At 73.4% G+C, this 17,172-nt stretch carries 13 protein-coding genes and 2 pseudogenes; 10 read left to right on the forward strand and 5 right to left on the reverse strand.

What is annotated here, in order from left to right; genetic code table 11:
• Positions 1-124: 124 nt before the first annotated feature.
• Positions 125-2,083: an acetate--CoA ligase gene (gene acs, locus ACFYOU_RS18040; protein ID WP_389771750.1), complete on the reverse strand. Its 1,959-nt coding sequence runs from the start codon at positions 2,081-2,083 to the stop codon at positions 125-127.
• Positions 2,084-2,235: 152 nt separating this feature from the next.
• Positions 2,236-2,976: pseudogene (locus tag ACFYOU_RS18045) on the reverse strand (carbonic anhydrase); the annotation flags it as partial.
• A 483-nt stretch (positions 2,977-3,459) separates the two neighbouring features.
• Here ACFYOU_RS18045 and ACFYOU_RS18050 point away from each other — a divergent pair.
• Positions 3,460-4,737, forward strand: a complete 1,278-nt coding sequence (locus tag ACFYOU_RS18050) for a hypothetical protein (RefSeq protein WP_391306729.1) — start codon at positions 3,460-3,462, stop codon at positions 4,735-4,737.
• A gap of 72 nt (positions 4,738-4,809) precedes the next feature.
• On the opposite strand, the gene ACFYOU_RS18055 is transcribed toward ACFYOU_RS18050, so the two are convergent.
• Positions 4,810-5,799, reverse strand: coding sequence for an ATP-binding protein (locus tag ACFYOU_RS18055; protein ID WP_389771746.1), 990 nt, complete (start codon positions 5,797-5,799; stop codon positions 4,810-4,812).
• A gap of 101 nt (positions 5,800-5,900) precedes the next feature.
• On the opposite strand from ACFYOU_RS18055, the gene ACFYOU_RS18060 reads away from it, so the two are divergent.
• Positions 5,901-6,725, forward strand: a complete 825-nt coding sequence (locus ACFYOU_RS18060) for an oxidoreductase (RefSeq protein ID WP_389771743.1) — start codon at positions 5,901-5,903, stop codon at positions 6,723-6,725.
• A 471-nt stretch (positions 6,726-7,196) separates the two neighbouring features.
• On the opposite strand, the gene ACFYOU_RS18065 is transcribed toward ACFYOU_RS18060, so the two are convergent.
• A complete protein-coding gene (locus ACFYOU_RS18065; protein ID WP_389771741.1) occupies positions 7,197-8,039 on the reverse strand; it encodes an HAD family hydrolase in 843 nt (280 codons plus the stop codon).
• A gap of 895 nt (positions 8,040-8,934) precedes the next feature.
• On the opposite strand from ACFYOU_RS18065, the gene ssd reads away from it, so the two are divergent.
• The 7 genes and pseudogenes from ssd to ACFYOU_RS18100 form a co-directional block, all read left to right on the forward strand.
• Positions 8,935-10,062 carry a septum site-determining protein Ssd gene (ssd, locus tag ACFYOU_RS18070; protein WP_391306731.1) on the forward strand — a complete coding sequence of 376 codons (1,128 nt, stop codon included), beginning with the start codon at positions 8,935-8,937 and terminating at the stop codon, positions 10,060-10,062.
• Complete coding sequence (locus tag ACFYOU_RS18075) at positions 10,059-11,219, forward strand: TadA family conjugal transfer-associated ATPase (protein WP_391306732.1); 1,161 nt, start codon at positions 10,059-10,061, stop codon at positions 11,217-11,219. The genes ssd and ACFYOU_RS18075 overlap by 4 nt, the downstream gene beginning before the upstream one ends.
• Entirely contained in the window at positions 11,216-12,154 is a 939-nt protein-coding gene (locus ACFYOU_RS18080; RefSeq protein ID WP_391306734.1) for a type II secretion system F family protein, read from the forward strand. The genes ACFYOU_RS18075 and ACFYOU_RS18080 overlap by 4 nt, the downstream gene beginning before the upstream one ends.
• A gap of 44 nt (positions 12,155-12,198) precedes the next feature.
• On the forward strand, positions 12,199-12,945 hold the full coding sequence (locus ACFYOU_RS18085) for a type II secretion system F family protein (RefSeq protein ID WP_391306736.1): 747 nt from the start codon (positions 12,199-12,201) through the stop codon (positions 12,943-12,945).
• A gap of 83 nt (positions 12,946-13,028) precedes the next feature.
• Positions 13,029-13,295 carry a DUF4244 domain-containing protein gene (locus ACFYOU_RS18090; protein WP_391306737.1) on the forward strand — a complete coding sequence of 89 codons (267 nt, stop codon included), beginning with the start codon at positions 13,029-13,031 and terminating at the stop codon, positions 13,293-13,295.
• Positions 13,282-13,722 carry a TadE family type IV pilus minor pilin gene (locus tag ACFYOU_RS18095; protein ID WP_391306738.1) on the forward strand — a complete coding sequence of 147 codons (441 nt, stop codon included), beginning with the start codon at positions 13,282-13,284 and terminating at the stop codon, positions 13,720-13,722. The genes ACFYOU_RS18090 and ACFYOU_RS18095 overlap by 14 nt, the downstream gene beginning before the upstream one ends.
• A 2-nt stretch (positions 13,723-13,724) precedes the next feature.
• Positions 13,725-14,150 (forward strand): annotated as a pseudogene (locus ACFYOU_RS18100) (Rv3654c family TadE-like protein); the annotation flags it as partial.
• 24 nt (positions 14,151-14,174) lie between these two features.
• On the opposite strand, the gene ACFYOU_RS18105 reads toward ACFYOU_RS18100, so the two are convergent.
• On the reverse strand, positions 14,175-16,577 hold the full coding sequence (locus ACFYOU_RS18105) for a DEAD/DEAH box helicase (RefSeq protein ID WP_391306740.1): 2,403 nt from the start codon (positions 16,575-16,577) through the stop codon (positions 14,175-14,177).
• Between the two features lie 193 nt (positions 16,578-16,770).
• On the opposite strand from ACFYOU_RS18105, the gene bldG reads away from it, so the two are divergent.
• A complete protein-coding gene (gene bldG / locus ACFYOU_RS18110; protein WP_003975386.1) occupies positions 16,771-17,112 on the forward strand; it encodes an anti-sigma factor antagonist BldG in 342 nt (113 codons plus the stop codon).
• The last annotated feature ends 60 nt before the right edge of the window (positions 17,113-17,172 follow it).

Here is a 17,172-nt window from a genome sequence, read left to right on the forward strand (position 1 = left end):
ACCCGGTGGTGCGACGGGCGTACTGGATGATCTTCACTCTACGCAGGAAAGGGGCGTCCGGCGCGCGACGCGGTGCGTGCGCGGGCCGGACGCCCCTTTCGGGCGCTCAGGGGGCCGGGGGTGTTCAGTCCTCGCTGGACGCGGCCGGCAGCTTGGTCTGGATGAGGTCCATGACCGAGGAGTCGGTCAGCGTGGTGACGTCACCCAGCTCCCGGTTCTCCGCGACGTCGCGCAGCAGCCGCCGCATGATCTTGCCGGAGCGGGTCTTGGGCAGTTCGGCCACCGGCAGGACGCGCTTGGGCTTGGCGATCGGACCGAGGGTCCGGCCCACGTGGTTGCGCAGGTCGGCGACGAGGTTCTCGTCGTCGGCGTCGGCGCTGCCGCGCAGGATCACGAAGGCGACGATGGCCTGACCCGTCGTCTCGTCCGCCGCGCCGACGACCGCCGCCTCGGCGACCGACGGGTGGGAGACGAGCGCGGACTCGACCTCGGTGGTGGAGATGTTGTGCCCGGACACGAGCATCACGTCGTCCACCCGGCCGAGCAGCCAGATGTCGCCGTCCTCGTCCTTCTTGGCACCGTCGCCCGCGAAGTACTGGCCCTCGAAGCGGGACCAGTAGGTGTCGAGGAAGCGCTGGTCGTCGCCCCAGATGGTGCGCAGCATCGACGGCCACGGCTCGGTGAGGACCAGGTAGCCGCCGCCCCCGTCGGGAACCTCGCGGGCCTCGTCGTCCACGACGGTCGCGGAGATGCCCGGCAGGGGGCGCTGCGCGGAGCCCGGCTTGGTCTCCGTGACGCCGGGCAGCGGCGCGATCATCATGGCGCCGGTCTCGGTCTGCCACCAGGTGTCGACGATCGGACAGCGGTCGCCGCCGATGTGCTTGCGGTACCAGATCCACGCCTCGGGGTTGATCGGCTCGCCGACCGACCCGAGCACCCGCAGGCTGCTCAGGTCGAACTTGGCCGGGATGTCGTCGCCCCACTTCATGAAGGTGCGGATCGCGGTCGGCGCGGTGTAGAGGATCGTCACGCCGTACTTCTGGACGATCTCCCAGAACCGGCCCTGGTGCGGGGTGTCCGGGGTGCCCTCGTACATGACCTGGGTGGCGCCGTTCGCGAGCGGGCCGTAGGTGATGTACGAGTGGCCGGTGACCCAGCCGATGTCGGCCGTGCACCAGTAGACGTCGGTCTCCGGCTTGAGGTCGAACACGGCGTGGTGCGTGTACGCGGCCTGGGTGAGGTAGCCGCCGGAGGTGTGCAGGATGCCCTTGGGCTTCCCGGTGGTGCCCGAGGTGTAGAGGATGAACAGCGGGTGCTCGGCGTCGAACGCCTCGGGGGTGTGCTCGGTGGACTGACGGGCGGTGATCTCGTGCCACCACACGTCGCGGCCCTCGGTCCAGGCGACGTCCTCACCGGTGCGGCGGACGACGAGGACCTTCTCGACGCCCTCGACCCGGCCGAGCGCGTCGTCGACGGCGGGCTTGAGGGCGGAGGGCTTGCCGCGGCGGTAGCCGCCGTCGGCGGTGATGACCACCTTGGCGCTGGCGTCCTGGATGCGGGCCGCGATGGCGTCGGCGGAGAAGCCGCCGAAGACCACGGAGTGCGCGGCGCCGATGCGGGCGCACGCGAGCATCGCGACGACCGCCTCGGGGATCATCGGCAGGTAGACGGCGACCCGGTCGCCCTTGGTGACGCCCAGCTCGGTGAGGGCGTGGGCGGCCTGCGAGACCTCGTCCTTGAGCTGGGCGTACGTCACGGCCCGGCCGTCGCCCGGCTCGCCCTCGAAGTGGATGGCGACGCGGTCGCCGTTGCCGGCCTCCACGTGACGGTCGACGCAGTTGTAGGCGACGTTGAGCTTGCCGTCCTGGAACCACTTGGCGAACGGGGGGTTCGACCAGTCGAGCGTCTCGGTGGGCTCGGTCGCCCAGTTCAGCCGGCGGGCCTGCTCGGCCCAGAAGCCGAGCCTGTCAGCCTTGGCCTGCTCGTACGCCTCCGCGGTCACGTTGGCGTGTGCGGCCAGCTCGGCGGGAGGCACGAATCTGCGGTCTTCTCGCAGCAGATTGGCCAGGCTTTCGTTGCTCACGACTTCTCCCTTTCCCAGGAGGTCCGGTCCGCTGTGTCCCGCGCCACAGCTCACCAGAAGCAACGGCCGCTGACAAGGGCTGGCCGAAAATTGGTTTAGACCTGTGTGGCGTATGTCGCGGATGGGTGGACGGCGGGTGCCCGGGGTGCCGGTCAGGTGTGGGAGGCGGGGGCGCGCCGGTTGCTCGGGGGGTCCTCCACGGCGGTGACCTGGGTGAACGTCGCTTCCGGCTCGTCCAGGAGATAGGCCTGGGCCTCGCCGACGTGGAAGTACATCCCGTGCAGGTCGAGGGGCTGGCGCGCGAGCCGTCGGGCGACGGACGGGTGTTCCCGTAGGTGGGCGAGCTGTTGCAGCACGTTGGTGAGGCAGAGCTGTTCGACGGCGTCGACGGGTGGGCGCCAGGAGAGGCGGGGCGGTGCGGCGGTGGGGGTGCGCATCCGCTCCAGGCTGGGCAGGCCGTGCCGGAGCCAGCGGCGCAGCGGCGTCGGCTCCGTACTCGTATCCGTATCCGTATCCGTATCCGTGTTTGTTCCGGCGGCTCCGGCGGCTTCGGTGGACAGGAGTGCCTGCATCGCCCCGCAGCCGGAGTGCCCGCACACGGTGATCGAGCGGACCTCCAGCACGTCCACGGCGTACTCGATGGCCGCCGCCACGGAGTCGTCACCGCGGTCGGCGCCGGGGCGGGGCACCAGATTGCCGACGTTGCGGACCACGAACAGGTCGCCCGGTCGGCTGGACGTGATCATCGACGTGACGAGACGGGAGTCGGCGCAGGCGAGGAAGAGTTGGGAGGGGCGTTGTCCCTCACGGGCGAGTCTCGCCAGCTCTCCCCGTACCAGGGGGGCCGTGTGGCGTTGGAACGCGCTGATGCCGCTGGCGAGGGGGTGCCCGGCGTGCGGTCCGCGGGGCGTTGCAACGGGCGGTGCCGCAACGGGCGGCGCCGCACCGGGTGGTGGGCCGTGGGGCGGCGGGCTGTGGGGCGGGTGGGCGCAGGCGGTGCGCTCGGACTCGTCGTCGGTATGAGCGGTATGAGCGGTGTGGGGGGTGTGAGTGGCGTGGGCGGGCTGGGGGCAGGCAGGCATGTCCCGTCTCCTCCGGGGCGGCGCGGTCGCGGACAGGGGCCCCCGGTCCCACGGAGGGCGGGGGCGGGCTCGCGGCCGTGGGGTCACGGCGTTGCAGCGGCGGGATGACTCAACTGTTGGTAAACGGATCGTCATCCAGAGTAAAGAGACGTGCCGAACATTTGCCTTAGGGATCGCAAACAATCACCTAGGTGAGTGAATAGGCATTTTTATCGGCTTGTCATACAAACGTATTGACGTTCCCGTGCGACGTTGGCGGCGCCCAGATTTGTCGTACAGGAAGAAGGTGGGCGGATGGCCGCCACCCAGAGGATCGCCGCGGGCCTGGCCGTGACCGCGACCTGCGCCATGGCCCTGTCCGGCTGCGGCGACCCCGACAGCGCCGGAGCCCGGAAGACCGGTTCGGGGGAGAAGAAGGCGTCCGCGGCCCCCGCGCCCAGGAACGCGGTGAAGCTGATCGGCGACGGGTCCACCGCCTTCACCGGCCCCCAGCCGAAGCTCCCGCGTCCCGAACGGTTGAAGCCCGGTCAACGCCCGCCGCAGTTCGTCGTCTTCTCCTGGGACGGTGCGGGCGAGGACAGTCAGCGACTGTTCTCGCACTTCCGGAAGGTGTCGAAGGCCAACAACGCCACGATGACGTACTTCCTCAGCGGCGTGTACATGCTCCCGGAGGAGAAGCGGAAGCTGTACGACCCGCCGCAGCACAACACGGGCAGCTCCGACATCGGCTTCAACGACGTCCAGGGCATCCAGGACACCGTCGACCAACTCCGGGGCGCCTGGCTGGAGGGCAACGAGGTCGGCACCCACTTCAACGGTCACTTCTGCGGCAGCAGCGGCGGTGTCGGACAGTGGTCCGTCGACGAGTGGAAGAGCGAGATCGCGCAGGCCAAGTCCTTCGTGACGAACTGGAAGACCAACACCGGTCTCAAGGGCGCCGATCCGCTGCCCTTCGACTACGACAAGGAACTCATCGGCGCCCGCACCCCCTGCCTCGAAGGGCAGAAGAACTTCATGAAGGCGGCCCGCGAACTGGGCTTCCGCTACGACACCAGCGGCGTCAACGACCAGGTCTGGCCGAAGAAGAAGGAAGGACTGTGGGACCTGTCCATGCAACTCGTCCCCGTCCCCGGCCGCTCCTTCGAGACGTTGACCATGGACTACAACTTCATGGTCAACCAGTCCGGTACGACCTCCCAGGGCGACCCGTCGATGCACGAGTACTGGGGGGACCAGATGCGCGACGGCCTCCTCCAGGGCTTCGACCGGGCCTACGAGGGCAATCGGGCGCCGTTGATCATCGGCAACCACTTCGAGTCCTGGAACGGCGGCACCTACATGCGGGCCATCGAGGAGACCATCGAGTCGGTGTGCACCAAGAAGGACGTGCGGTGCGTGTCCTTCCGGCAACTCGCCGACTGGCTGGACGCCCAGGACCCGGGCACCCTCGACAAGCTGCGCACCCTGAAGGTCGGTCAGGCCCCCAAGGGCGGCTGGGCGTCCTACCTCTCGGCCCGACCCGCACCGGCGCCCAAGGGCGTGCCCGGGGCGCCGGCCGCCGGCGAACGCTGACGCCCCGCCCCCGGCCCCCGGGGCGGGCCGCTCCTGCGGGAGGCGGCCCGCCCCGGACGGGCGGTCGACGCCTCAGACGGGCTGCGGCGCGTCGACCGACTGCTCGCGCAGCACGAACGCGGGATCGACCTGGGTGGCCAGGTCGATCCCCGTGCGTTCGTTGCCCCAGGACTTGGCGTTGCGCAGGTGGAACTGGACCGTCTGGCGCGTGTAGCGCTCCCAGTCGCGGGTGCCGTAGGTCGCGTCGGCGGCCTTCTGGAGGGTGTGCAGGGCGGCGCGGTTCACGTCCTCCAGGAGGTCGAACCGGGGCGGGCGCCCCTTCTCCATGGACCGCACCCAGTCCGAGTGCCCCACGGTCACCAGCAGGTCGTCGCCGACCTCCTGGTGCAGGAAGTCGATGTCGTCGGGGCCCTGCACCTTGTTGCCGATGACGTGCAGCGCGACCCCGAAGTCCCGTGCGTACTCCTTGTACTGGCGGTAGACGGAGACCCCCTTGCGGGTCGGCTCCGCGACCAGGAACGTCATGTCGAAGCGGGTGAACATGCCCGAGGCGAACGAGTCGGACCCCGCGGTCATGTCGACCACCACGTACTCGTCGCGACCGTCGACCAGGTGGTTCAGGCACAGCTCCACCGCGCCCGTCTTGGAGTGGTAGCAGGCGACTCCGAGGTCGGCCTCCGTGAACGGCCCGGTGACCATCAAACGGACGGTGGAACCGTCGAGTTCCACCGGGTGGGCGCAGGCGTCGTACACCGGGTTGTTCTCCCGGACCCGCAGCAGTCGCGAGCCCTCGCCGGGGGGCGTGGTCTTCACCATGGTGTCGGCGGAGGCGATGCGCGGGTTCGAGCCGCGCAGATAGTCCTTGATCATCGGTAGCCGCGCACCCATGGCGGGCAGCCGGGCCGAGGTCTCGTCGTCGAGGCCGAGGGCGGCCCCCAGGTGCTGGTTGATGTCCGCGTCGATCGCGATGACCGGCGCGCCGGTCGCGGCGAGATGCCGGACGAAGAGCGACGACAGGGTGGTCTTGCCGCTGCCGCCCTTCCCAACGAAAGCAGTTTTCATGTTCAGTAAGCTTAGTGGGCGCCCCTCGGTCGGACCGTGCCGGACGTGAAGAAGACCACTCCTTCGTGGGGCGGCGGCACGGGGTGCGTAGGGTCGTACCCATGAGTACGTCAGGTGCGCAGGCCGATCCGCTCGTCGCCCTCGGGGAGCTGCCCCGGGTGGCCGAATCCGTGGCGGCCGTGCGCAAGGCGGTGGACCGCGTCTACGGGCACCGCGTGATGCGCCGGCGCAGCAACGAGGTCACCTCGGAGGCGGCACTGCGCGGAGCCCGTGGTTCCGCCGCGCTCGCCGGGGCCGACTGGGCGTTGGAAGAGGTGCGCCGGCGCAGTGACTTCGGTGTGGACGACGAGTCCCGCGCGGTGGGCGCCGCCCTGCGGTTGGGTGCCGAGGCCGGGCAACTCCTCTCCGTCTGGCGGCAGTCCCCGTTGCGGGTGCTGGCGAGGCTGCACCTGGTGGCCGCCGCCCGGCGGGACGGGTCGGTGGGGCGTCCGCGGCTGCCGGGCGAGCCGGTGGACGAGCCGTTGATCGCGTTGCCGTTGCCGGGCGCCGAGGAGGTGGCCGCGCGGCTCGACGGGCTCGCGGGGCTGGTCGTCGCGGGCGGTTCGGCGCCGGCGCTGGTCACCGCGGCCGTGGTGCACGGCGAGCTGCTGGCGGTGCGGCCCTTCGGTTCGTACAACGGGCTCGTCGCGCGGGCGGCCGAGCGGATCGTCCTGGTGGGCAGCGGGTTGGACCCGAAGGCCGTCTGCCCGGCCGAGGTGGGGCACGCGGAGCAGGGGCGGGCGTCCTACGCGGCGGCGCTCGCGGGGTACGTGTCGGGCACTCCGGAGGGGGTGGCCGAGTGGATCGCCCACTGCGGCCGTTCGGTGGAGCTGGGGGTGCGGGAGTCCACGGCGGTGTGCGAGGCGTTGCAGCGCGGGGCCGCCTGACGCGGTGCGCCGGCCGGCCCGGTGCGGTTCGGTGGGCTGCGGTGCGGTGCCGTGCCGTGCGGGCGCGCGGGGGCGGTGTTGCGCCGGCGCCGGGGTGTGAACGAGCGCCCCTGAACGGGGTTGCGGCGGTACGAAGATCCGTACCGCCGCTGGCATGTCCACCCGGTTACCAAGCGTCCTCGATGTGTTGCCCATCAGGTCGGGTGCTTCGCCCGTCACCTGGTGCGGCTGGCCCGTATTCGACGGGTCGACGTCGCGTGGGTGCCCGGTTTCCATGCTCGGTCCGTGGGGCCACGGTTGCTTTCTTCGGGTGATCCTCTCGGATGCCCTTGGTCTCGCGGGCCGTTGACTCCTTTGTACTCCTGTCCGCAGGGAAGTGGAACCCCTCGCCCCACTTCTTTACCTTTACCCCTAAAAGGTGCAGAAGTGGACATGTTGTGGAGTGGTGGGGCGGGTGCGGGGGCGCTCCGTTCAGACGACCGGTGCGCGGCGCCTGCTGGCGTACCAGACGAGTCCGGCCGCCGCGGCGGCGCCGACGGCCGCGGCGGCGACCAGGGCGGGGCGCGGCGGGACCCGCAGTGCGGGGATGCGCTGTTTGAGCCGCACTGGACGGTGGAAGTCGAGGATCGGCCAGGTGCGCGCGACCGCCTCGCGGCGCAGCGCCCGGTCCGGGTTCACCGCGTGCGGATGGCCGACCGCCTCCAGCATCGGCAGATCGGTGATGGAGTCGCTGTACGCGTAACAGCGGGCCAGGTCGTACCCCTCGGTCGCGGCCAGCTCCCGGACCGCCTCGGCCTTGGTCGGGCCGTAGGCGTAGTACTCCACCTCCCCGGTGAAGCAGCCGTCCTCGCCGACGACCATCCGGGTGGCCACGACCCGGTCGGCGCCGAGCAACTCCCCGATGGGCTCCACCACTTCGGCGCCGGACGTCGAGACGATCACGACGTCCCGACCGGCCGTGTGGTGTTCCTCGATCAGGGACGCCGCCTCGTCATAGATGATCGGGTCGATGAGGTCGTGCAGCGTCTCGGCGACGATCTCCTGCACCTGTCGTACGTTCCAGCCCCGGCAGAGCGCGGACAGGTACGCGCGCATGCGTTCCATCTGGTCGTGATCGGCGCCGCCGGCGAGGAACACGAACTGCGTGTACGCGGTGCGCAGCACGTCTCGCCGGTTGATCAGGCCACCGTGATAGAACGACTTGCTGAAGGTGAGCGTGCTCGACTTCGCAATGACCGTCTTGTCCAGGTCAAAGAAGGCAGCTGTGCGGGGCAACGAGTGGTTTTCCACGGCTTGAGCATAGGCGCCCACCATTCGGCGTAAGCCGGGGCGTGTGGGTTTGCCTGGGAGGGCCTTCGGGTACACCATGGAAGTCACGGATCGTTCGCGACCGTGCTAACCCGGCCCGACTCCTCCCCCCCCCGAGTCGGCCGTGGGGACGACCCCCGCTCTCCCCCCCGGCGGGGGTCGTCGCATGTCCGGACCGGTTTGTTCCCGTTTATCCCGCGGCTCGATGACCTTCTCGCCGCTGCGCGCGCTCTGGCGCCCCGGTTGCACACTCCCTCCCTCCGTCACACACGGTGATGAAGGCGCTGCGCTGTGAGCGTCAGATCGCTGCCGTCGCTGTCACTGGTTCGGGTGATGAAGTTATTCACAGGGGCGGCCTTGTCCACGGTATTTGACCAAGATCCACACGTTTTCCGGGATCCGCGCATCGTGATTCCCACGCGGTCGACCACGGAGTTCCCACGGTTCGCTATGGCGCGGTCCGCATGGCCGGATTCTGACGGCCGTGCGTATCGCGGAGAACGGAACTCCACGTTCGGGATTCACGGACCCGCGGGGTCCGGTGGGCCCCGGGCGGGCGCCGAGGAAGGGAGCGCGTGCAGGGGCACGCGGGTCGCGTCCGGCGTGCACCGGGCGTACGGAACGAGGGGCGGGGATCGGAATGGACGGCACGGGGAAGAACGGGTCGGGACCGGCGTACGGGTCGGGCACCGAGTACGGGTCGGACGTGGGGTACTGGTCGGACGCGCAGTACGGGGCGGGGCCGGCCCCGGGGGCGGAACCTGCGTACGGGGCGGGGCGCGGGTCGGGGGCGGTGGGGCGTTCCTCCGGCGCGGGGTTGACCCGGGCGGCTCCGGTGCGCCGGGTCACGCCGGGGGCCGCCGCGGATCCGGTGGGGCGATCACGCGACCCCGGAGGCCCGTTGGTGCTCACCGAGGACCCGGCCCTCCTCGACGACCTGCTGCGGCTGTGCGCCGCGGCGGGCGCCCGCGCCGAGGTGCGGCCGGGCCCGCCGGAGCCCGCCCGTTGGGACTCCGCCCCGCTGGTTCTCGTGGGGCCCGACGCCGTCCCCCGGCTGCGGGCCACCACCCGCAGGCGCCACGTGGTGCTGGTGAGCCGGGCGCCCGCCGACCCCGAGCGGTGGCGGCACGCGGTCGAGATCGGCGCCGACCACGCACTCGTGCTGCCGGAGGGCGAGGAGTGGTTGGTCGACCGGATCGCCGACGTCGCCGAAGGGGCGGACCGGCCCGCCCTGACGGTGGGCGTGCTCGGCGGCAGCGGGGGCGTCGGCGCCTCCACCCTGGCCTGCGCCCTCGCGGTGACCTCGGCCCGGGCCGGCCGCCGCACCCTGCTGGTCGACGCCGACCCGCTCGGCGGAGGACTGGACGTGGTGCTCGGCGGGGAGGACGTCGACGGCTTGCGCTGGCCGGCGTTCGCGGGCTCCCGGGGCCGGGTCGGCGGCGCCGCGTTGGAGGAGGCACTGCCCGCACTGCACGGGGTGCGGGTCCTCAGCTGGGACCGGGGCGAACCCGTCCCGGTGCCGCCCCCGGCGGTGCGCGCGGTGCTGGGCGCCGCCCGCCGCCGGGGCGGGGCCGTCGTGGTGGACCTGCCCCGCCGGGTCGACGGTGCCTCGGCGCAGGCCCTCGCCCAACTGGACGTCGGGCTCCTGGTGGTGGCCGGTGGCCTGCGCGCGGTGGCGGCGGCGGGCCGGGTGGCGGCGGCCGTCCGCCCGGTGCTGCGGGACCTGAGGGTGGTCGTCCCGGCCGGCCGACCGGAGCGCGGCGGTCCCGACGGCCCGGGCACGGCCCGCCTGCTGGGGCTGCCGTACGCGGGTGAACTCCCGCGCGAGGCCGAGCTGTCGACCGCTCAGGAGGACGGCCGGCCGCCGGGCCACGACCCCCGGAGCCCGCTCGCCCGGTTCTGCACCGCGTTCTGGGAACGGGCCGCGCCCGACGTCTCGTCCGACGGCCCGCCCGGTGACGCGGGTGGTAGCGCGGACGGTGGTACGTCCGGTGGTGTGCCCGGTGGTGCGGACGGAGCGGGCGGATGAGCGCGGTGGTCGGTGAGCGCCTGCTCGACGGCGTCCGGCAGTGGCTCGCCCGCAGCGGGCTCGACGCCACCCCCGCGCACGTGGCGGAGGCCCTGCGCGCCCAGTCCGTGGTCCTCGGGGACGCCGAGGTGCTCGGCACCACCGAGCAGTTGCGGTCCGAACTCGTCGGCACCGGCCCCCTGGACCCGCTGCTCGCCGACCCGGCGGTCACCGACGTCCTGGTGTCCGCACCCGACCGGGTCTGGGCCGACCGGGGGCACGGCCTCCAGCTCACCGGCATCGGTTTCCCCGACGCGGCGGCCGTCCGACGGCTCGCCCAACGGCTGGCCGCGGCGGCCGGGCGGCGCCTCGACGACGCCCGCCCGTGGGTCGACGCCCGGCTGCCCGACGGCACCCGGCTGCACGCGGTGCTGCCACCCGTCGCGGTCGGCTCGACCTGCCTGGCGCTCCGGGTGGCCCGGCCGCGGGCGTTCACCCTGGCTGAACTGGCGGCGGCCGGGACGGTGCCGCCCGGCGGCGACCGAGTGTTGCGGGCCCTGTTGGACGCCCGGCTGTCGTACCTGGTGAGCGGCGGCACGGGCACCGGCAAGACCACCCTGCTGAGCACGTTGCTCGGCCTGGTCCCCCCGGACGAGCGCATCGTCCTCGCCGAGGACTCCGCGGAGCTCCGCCCCGACCACCCGCACGTGGTGCGACTGGAGGCCCGCCCGGCGAACCAGGAGGGCGCCGGGCTGGTGACCCTCCAGGACCTCGTCCGCCAGGCGCTGCGGATGCGGCCCGACCGCCTCGTCGTCGGTGAGGTGCGCGGCGGCGAGGTGCTGGACCTGCTCGCCGCGCTCAACACCGGCCACGAGGGCGGTTCGGGCACGGTGCACGCCAACACCGCGGCCGACGTGCCCGCCCGGCTGGAGGCCCTGGCCTCGACCGCCGGGCTCGGCCGCGCCGCGCTGCACAGCCAACTCGCGGCAGCCGTGGCGGTGGTGCTCCACCTGGTGCGTGACCGTCGGGGACATCGGCGGATCGCCGAGGTGAGCGTCCTCGGACGGGACCCCTCGGGGCTCGTGGTGACGGCTCCCGCACTGCGTTGGGCGCCCCAGGGGTTCACCCGTGAGCGAGGGTGGCCCCGGCTGCGGGAGCTACTGGGGGAGTCCCGGTGAGCGGGGCCGGGGCGACGGCCCCCGGGGCGCTCGGCTCGGCGGTCCTGGTGTGGGTGGCCGTGGTGTGCGCGGGCGGCGCGGTCCTCGCGGCACGGGACCGGCGGACGGTGCGGGTGCGGCGGTCACGCGCGCTCGTGGCCGCCCCGGTGCCCGGCGGGACCGGGGTGCCCTTCCCGGGCGCTGGGCGGCGCGCTGCCCTCGGTCGCGCCCTGCACGGCACGGGCGGCCCGGTGGTGGCCCGGCTGCGCGGGCTGGTCGGACCCGAGGCGTGGGTCCTGGTCGGAGGGGCGGCGGTGACCCTCGCCGGAGAGTCCCCCGTACCGCTGCTGCTGGCGGCCCTCTCGGTGCCCGTGGTGCGCCGGGCCCTGCGCGCACGCGCCCGGCGGGTGGCCGGGGAGCGGCGTGCCGACGAGGTGATCGCCCTGTGCGGGGCGCTGGTCGGCGAGGTGCGGGCGGGACGGCAACCGGGCGAGGCGCTGGCGGCCCTGGCGCGGGCACCCGACGGCGGGCTCGGCGCGGCGGCGGAGCGGGTGCTCGCCGCGGCGCGGTTCGGCGGGGACGTGCCGGGGGCACTGGGTGCCGCCGCACGGGAACCGGGCGGCGAAGGACTACGGGGGCTCGCCGCGTGCTGGCGGGTGGCGGTGGACCAGGGCGCCGGGCTCGCCGCGGGGCTGGAACGGGTGGAGGCGGCCCTCCGCGCCGAGCGGGACCTGCGGGGCGACCTGCGGGCGGGGTGCGCGGCGGCGCGGGCCACCGCCGTGATGCTCGCCGGACTCCCGTTGGTGGGGCTGGTGCTCGGGTGGGCACTGGGTGCCGATCCGCTGCGGGTGCTGCTGCACACCGCCGGCGGGTTGGGGTGCCTGGCGGTGGGTGGAGCGTTGGAGGCGGTGGGGCTGTGGTGGGCACTGCGGATCGTACGGAGCGCCGGGGCGTGACGGCTGCGCGGGTGGGTGCAGCGACCGGTGGGGGAGGAGGAAGGGTGAGGGGGCGTCGCCAACGGTCCGCCGCGCGGTGGACCCGGCTGTCGAGGGAGCAGAGCGGCTCCCGGGCGCCGGAGGCTCGGGGCGCGGGCTTGCTGAGACGGGCGGTGGGCTGGTCGGCCCGGTGGCGGTCGGAAGCCGCCGGGGCGCGGCGCTGGGCGGTGATCGTCGGCGCCGGCTGTGCCGGGTTCCTCCTGGTCGAGGGGGTCGCCGGAGTGGTGGTCGGGGCGTTGACCGCGGCCGGTGCCCGGTGGTTCGACCGGCGGCGGCCGGCGGCCGGACCGAGCGCGTCCCCGTCGGCGGGCGCGGAACTCCCCCTGGCAGCAGACCTGCTGGCCGCCTGCATCGCGGCGGGGGCGCAGCCGGTGGTGGCGGCGCGGGCGGTCGGCGAGTCGCTGGGCGGGCCCGTCGGTTCGGCCCTGTCCCGCGGCGCCGGGCACGTGCGGCTCGGCGCCCGACCCGCCGACGCGTGGCGGGAGTTGGCTGCCCTTCCGGACGGGAGGACGCTCGCCCTGCTGCTGGAGCGCGCGGGCGAGTCGGGCGCTCCGGCCGCCGTGCCCGTGGCGCGGTACGCCGCCGAGGTGCGGGCCGGGTGGGCCCGGGCCCAGACGGCCCGCGCCCGTCGGGCGGGCGTGCTGATCACGGCCCCCGTGGGGCTGTGCTTCCTGCCCGCGTTCGTCGTCATCGGTGTGCTGCCCGTGGTCATGGGACTCGCGGGACGCCTGCTCGGCGGGGACGGGGGGTGAACTGTTGATGCAGCGTCAGTAGGGGTGCCCAGCACGGGATTTCGAGAATCGACCAAGTACGCACGAGAGCAACGGGGATCGGTATGGCACGGGTGACGGGGGTCCACATGGAGCGGGTGGAGGGACGGGGCCGGCGGCTGCGCGCCGCAGGCGGCCGAGCGGTGGCCGCGGTGGTGCGGAACGCGGTACGGGGACACCACCGGGAACGGGGGATCGTCACCTCGGAGTACGCGGTGGGGCTGATCGCCGCGGTGGGGTTCGCCGGGCTGTTGTACAAGGTGGTCACCGGTGACCGGGTGCGCGCCGCGCTGCACGGCCTGGTGGCGCGGGCCCTCGATGTCCAGCTCTGAGCCGACGGGCCGGTCCGTGCCGGTGGGCCCCGTGCCCCCGGTGCGGTTCACTGTGGTGGGGCGCGGCGGCCCGCGGCGGCTCCGGCGCGCTGACCACGGGTTCGTGACGGCGGAATCGGCGGTCGTCCTGCCGGTCCTGGTGGTGTTCACGGTGGGCCTGGTGTGGGCGCTGCTCGCGGCTGCCGCACAGATCCAGTGCGTGGACGCGGCGCGGGCGGGCGCCCGGGCCGCGGCCCGACAGGACCCGGACGCCGTGGTGTCGGCCGCGGTGCACCGGGCGGCACCTTCGGGTGCCCGGGTCACGGTGCGACGGGAGGGCGGTCTCGTCCGGGTGGAGGTCGTCGCCCCGGCGCCGGGCCCGGACGCCCTGCCCCTCCTGCGACTGCGGCACACCGCGGTGGCGGCTGCGGAGGAGGCGGTGCGGTGAACGTGCCCCCACAGCCCCCACAGCCCCCACAGTGCCCCCAGCGGCGACAGCAGTGGCGGCCCGACCGATGGCGGCCCGACCGGTGGCGGGACGGGCGGTGGCGGGACGGGGCCGGATCGGGAGCCGCGGACCGGGGCGCGGCGTCGGTGTGGGCCGTCACGGGCTTCGCCGTGCTGGCAACGGTGTTCGTGGCGCTGCTGGCCGTGGGACAGGCCGTGGTGGCGCGCCACCGGGCCGCGGCCGCGGCCGACCTGGCGGTGCTCGCCGCCGCCGACCACTGGACGCGGGGCCGGGAGGCGGCCTGTGCCCGTGCGCGGACGGTCGCCGGGGCGAACGGTGCACGGATCGTGCGGTGCGCGCTGGACGGGGAGGTCGCCGAGGTGCGGACGGCCCTGGGGACGGGGCTGTTCGCCGCCCGGGCCAGGGCCCGGGCGGGACCGCAGGAGGCGGTGTCAGCCGGTGTTCCCGTCCGGGTCCGCGTCCCGCTGCGGGGCGTCGGCGAGGAGCGTGGTGAGCAGCCGCAGCGCGCCCCGCTTGTGCAGCGGCTCGTTGCCGTTGCCGCACTTGGGGGACTGGATGCAGGACGGGCACCCGGCCGCGCACTCGCACGCCCCGATGGCCTCGCGGGTGGCGGTGAGCCAGTCCCGGGCGGTCCGGAAGGCGCGCTCCGCGAAGCCCGCGCCGCCGGGGTGGCCGTCGTACACGAAGACGGTGGGCAGCAGGGTGTCGGCGTGCAGCGGGACGGAGACGCCACCGATGTCCCAGCGGTCGCAGGTGGCGAACAGCGGGAGCATGCCGATGGCGGCGTGTTCGGCGGCGTGCAGGGCGCCCGCGAGCTGTTCGGGGCCGATCCGGGCGGCGTCGAGTTGGTCCTCGGTGACGGTCCACCACACGGCACGGGTCCGCAGGGTGCGCGGCGGCAGGTCCAGCTTGGTCTCGCCGAGCACCTCACCGGTGACGAGCCGGCGGCGGAGGAACGACACGACCTGGTTGGTGACCTCCACGGACCCGTAGGCGAGCCGGGCGGAGCCCCAGGGGACCTCGACGTCGGTCTCCAGGACGGACACCGACGTCACGTCACGGGCGACCGTGGAGTAGGTCGGGGCCGCCTGCTCGACGAGCGCGACGGAGTCGTCCAGGTCCAACTGCCGGACCAGGTAGGTGCGGCCCTGGTGCAGGTGCACGGCACCCTCGTGGACGGAGGTGTGCGCGGCGGAGGCGTCGACCGTGCCGAGGAGCCGCCCGGTGTCGGCCTCCACGATCTGGACCGGCGTTCCTCCGCCGCCGCGGATGTCGGTCAGGTCGGCGGCCCGTTCGCGGCGCGTCCAGTGCCAGGCCGAGGCGCGCCTCCGCAGCAGCTTCGCCGCCTCCAACTGGGGCAGCAGTTCGGGGGCCGCGGGACCGAACAGGGGCAGGTCCTCGTCGGTGAGCGGTATCTCGGCGGCGGCGGCGCACAGGTGCGGCGCGAGGACGTACGGATTGTCGGGGTCGAGGACCGTCGACTCCACCGGCTGGTCGAAGAGGGCCTCCGGATGGTGGACGAGATACGTGTCCAGGGGGTCGTCACGGGCGACGAGGACCGCGAGGGCACCCGTTCCGGAGCGTCCCGCCCGGCCCGCCTGCTGCCACAGGGACGCCCGGGTGCCGGGGTAGCCGCAGATGAGGACGGCGTCCAGGCCGGAGACGTCGATGCCGAGTTCGAGGGCGGTCGTCGCGGCGAGCCCCAACAACTCGCCCGAGTGCAGCGCGCGTTCCAGGGCCCGGCGCTCCTCGGGGAGGTAGCCGCCCCGGTAGGCGGCGACCCGGCGGGCCAACGAACGGTCGACCTCGGCGAGCCGGTCCTGGGCGATCACGGAGATCAGTTCGGAGCCGCGTCGGGACCGGACGAACGCGACGGTGCGCACCCCGTCGCGGACCAGGTCGGTCAGCAGGTCGGCGGTCTCCGCGGTGGCCGTGCGGCGCACCGGGGCGCCCTTCTCCCCGTGCAGGTCGGTCAGCGGCGGCTCCCACAGGGCGAACACCACCGCACCCCGCGGCGAGGCGTCGTCCGCGACCTCCCGCACCGGCACCCCCGTCAGCCGACCCGCGGCGGCGGCCGGCTCGGCGGCGGTGGCCGAGGCCAGCAGGAACACCGGTTCGGACCCGTAGCGGGCGCACAGTCGGCGCAGTCGGCGCAGCACCTGGGCGACGTGCGAGCCGAAGACGCCGCGGTAGGTGTGGCACTCGTCGATCACCACGTACCGCAGGGCCCGCAGGAACGACGACCAGCGCGGGTGCGAGGGGAGGATGCCGCGGTGCAGCATGTCCGGATTGGTGAGGACGTAGTTGCCGTACTGGCGTATCCACTCGCGTTCCTCGAACGGGGTGTCGCCGTCGTAGACCGCGGGGCGCACCGCCTTGCCCAGCGGAGCGGCCAGATCCCGCACGGAGCGGTGCTGGTCGGCCGCGAGCGCCTTCGTCGGCGCCAGGTACAGGGCCGTGGCCCCCCGGCCGTTCGGCGCCTCGGAGCCGTCCAGCAGCGCGGACAGGATGGGGACGAGGTACGCCAGCGACTTGCCGGAGGCCGTCCCGGTGGCGACCACGACCGACTCGCCGGCCAGGGCGTGCTCCGCGGCGGTCGCCTGGTGGGCCCAGGGGCGGTCGACGCCCGCGGTGCGCAGCGCAGCGGTGATCTCCGGCCGAATCCCCTCGGGCCACTCGGCATGACGGCCCGCACGCGGGGGCAAGTGCTCCGTATGAGTGATGCGGGTGGCCCTCCCTTGCCGCGCGGCGAGACGGCCGAGGACGACGTCAGGGGCGTCACCGGCATCTGCCCCCGGTCCGGAAGGGCGAGGAAGATTAGTCAAATCGGCCATTGGCACCGAGTGTGTCACTGGTCTGGTGGACAATCACTGTTAGGCGCCCCCGGGGCTCCTACGGCTTTGGTTGTCCCCGTCGTCTCGGGGGCGCTCCATGATTGAATGCCCACGCGGCTGGCGATCCGTCCCGGGGGTTCAAGCCGAGGTGTCCCTAGGGGCGACCGCTCGATAGCAAGGTGCTGGAGGATCCGTGGACCTGTCCCTGTCGACCCGTACCGTCGGCGATCGTACGGTCGTCGAGGTCGGTGGCGAAATCGATGTATATACCGCGCCCAAGCTGCGGGAGCAGCTGGTCGAGCTGGTGAACGACGGCAGCTTCCACCTCGTCGTGGACATGGAGGGCGTCGACTTCCTCGACTCCACCGGACTCGGCGTGTTGGTGGGCGGCCTGAAGAGGGTGCGGGCCCATGAGGGCTCGCTGCGCCTGGTGTGCAACCAGGAGCGCATCCTCAAGATCTTCCGCATCACCGGTTTGACCAAGGTGTTCCCGATCCACACCTCGGTCGAGGAAGCCGTCGCGGCGACCGACTGATACCGGCTGATACTGACCGAGTGTCGACCGATCTAGCTCCCGGGCCCGTCCCGGGAGGCA

It is taken from the genome of Streptomyces sp. NPDC005955, assembly GCF_042871255.1.
Taxonomy (GTDB): Bacteria; Actinomycetota; Actinomycetes; order Streptomycetales; family Streptomycetaceae; genus Streptomyces.

What these genes read in the sequence shown, in the direction of transcription:
- ACFYOU_RS18055 (WP_389771746.1), bottom strand. Translation starts at nt 5,799, where the DNA reads ATGAAAACTGCTTTCGTTGGGAAGGGCGGCAGCGGCAAGACCACCCTG.
- ACFYOU_RS18060 (WP_389771743.1), top strand. Translation starts at nt 5,901, where the DNA reads ATGAGTACGTCAGGTGCGCAGGCCGATCCGCTCGTCGCCCTCGGGGAG.
- ACFYOU_RS18095 (WP_391306738.1), top strand. Translation starts at nt 13,282, where the DNA reads ATGTCCAGCTCTGAGCCGACGGGCCGGTCCGTGCCGGTGGGCCCCGTG.
- ACFYOU_RS18105 (WP_391306740.1), bottom strand. Translation starts at nt 16,577, where the DNA reads ATGGCCGATTTGACTAATCTTCCTCGCCCTTCCGGACCGGGGGCAGAT.
- ACFYOU_RS18050 (WP_391306729.1), top strand. Translation starts at nt 3,460, where the DNA reads ATGGCCGCCACCCAGAGGATCGCCGCGGGCCTGGCCGTGACCGCGACC.
- ACFYOU_RS18075 (WP_391306732.1), top strand. Translation starts at nt 10,059, where the DNA reads ATGAGCGCGGTGGTCGGTGAGCGCCTGCTCGACGGCGTCCGGCAGTGG.
- ACFYOU_RS18090 (WP_391306737.1), top strand. Translation starts at nt 13,029, where the DNA reads ATGGCACGGGTGACGGGGGTCCACATGGAGCGGGTGGAGGGACGGGGC.
- ACFYOU_RS18065 (WP_389771741.1), bottom strand. Translation starts at nt 8,039, where the DNA reads ATGGTGGGCGCCTATGCTCAAGCCGTGGAAAACCACTCGTTGCCCCGC.